The following is a 1,437-nucleotide window of genomic DNA, read 5'->3' on the forward strand; positions in this document are numbered from 1 at the left end:
GGGGTATATTTTGCATCAATCGCAAACGCAATATTGATTTTTTCTGAAGTTGTCATTTTGGTTCATATCCTTAAGCCTATCTAATTAATCACAAAACTATCTTTTAGAAATGTTCTTGTATGCCCATTCTATCCCATTTCATCCTGAATTTGGTACAAATAAAAAACCCAGCCGAAGCTGGGTTTTTATCTATCTTAATGGAAAGTTAAATTACCATTGGTAACCTACACCCACAGAGCCACCTACGTCGCCTTGGGTATTCGCGTTACCTTGAAGTTTGAAGATAACTTTACCATTGTCGCTTGAGCGTGAGTAACCTACTGCTACAGCGCTTTCACCTTTGAAAGTACCTGCAGAAGCGGCAACCATTGATTTACCTGGGATGTAAACTTGTGGTAAGCCTGCTGCTGCGTTAGCACCTGCGATACCGCCACGAGCTTCTTTACCAACTTTATTGATGCGGTTATTCACATTACTGATGTTGTTACGTAATTGACGTACGTTCACAGCATCTGTATCGTCTTTACCGTCAGCAACATTCTTAATTTGTTTGTTGCCTGCATCAATACCGTTGTTATTGATGGTTACTGGACCAGCTTTGAGTTCATTGGTTGTTACGCTATTAACAGTTACATCTGGGTTCAGACTTACTTTTAATGCATCACCATCTTTCTTAACGAAGATGTTTTGAACTTCTTTCTCAACAGCTTTACCGGTTTGTTTATCGTAAACTTTAACCTTAGTACCTGCATCACCTTTGATCTGAATTGTTTTATTCAAATCTTTTTCGATTGTACCATCTGTTGTGCCAGTTTCATCAACTAAACCAAATTTACCGATAGCTTTACCATCTTTACCGTCTTTACCATCTCTAATAGTTGTTACGGTTTGTTTACCGTTACCATCTACGATAGTGACAGTATGAGTACCGTTGCCATTGTCTTTAACATCAGCTTGAGCATTCTTACCATCTTTTACGATAGTTGAAGTGGTTTTATCATCACCATCAATGATAGTTATCGTATGAGTACCATCGCCGTTGTCTTTAACATCAGCTTTAGCATTCTTACCATTTGCACCGGTCGCACCATCTTTAACGATAGTAGTTGTAGTATTACCATTACCGTCTTTAATAGTCACAGTATGAGTACCATCGCCGTTGTCTTTAACATCAGCTTCTGCATTCTTACCGTCTGCACCAGTATCACCTTTCGCACCAGTTGCACCATCTTTTACGATAGTGGTTGTGGTGTTACCGTTACCGTCTTTGATGGTTACTGTGTGAGTACCGTCACCGTTGTCTTTAACATCAGCTTCAGCATTCTTACCATCTGCACCAGTTGCACCATCTTTTACGATAGTTGTTGTGGTATTACCGTTACCATCTTTAATAGTTACAGTGTGAGTACCGTCGCCGTTGTCTTTAACATCAGCCTC

1 protein-coding gene is annotated in these 1,437 nt (G+C 39.8%); it reads right to left on the reverse strand.

Annotated features, from left to right (window positions below; genetic code table 11):
* Positions 1–210: 210 nt before the first annotated feature.
* On the reverse strand, positions 211–1,437 hold a 1,227-nt coding region (locus O3746_RS10305; RefSeq protein ID WP_371449033.1), incomplete at its 5' end, for a YadA family autotransporter adhesin.

It is taken from the genome of Haemophilus sp. 27098_8_127 (assembly GCF_041433495.1).
Classification (GTDB): domain Bacteria; phylum Pseudomonadota; class Gammaproteobacteria; order Enterobacterales; family Pasteurellaceae; genus Haemophilus_D.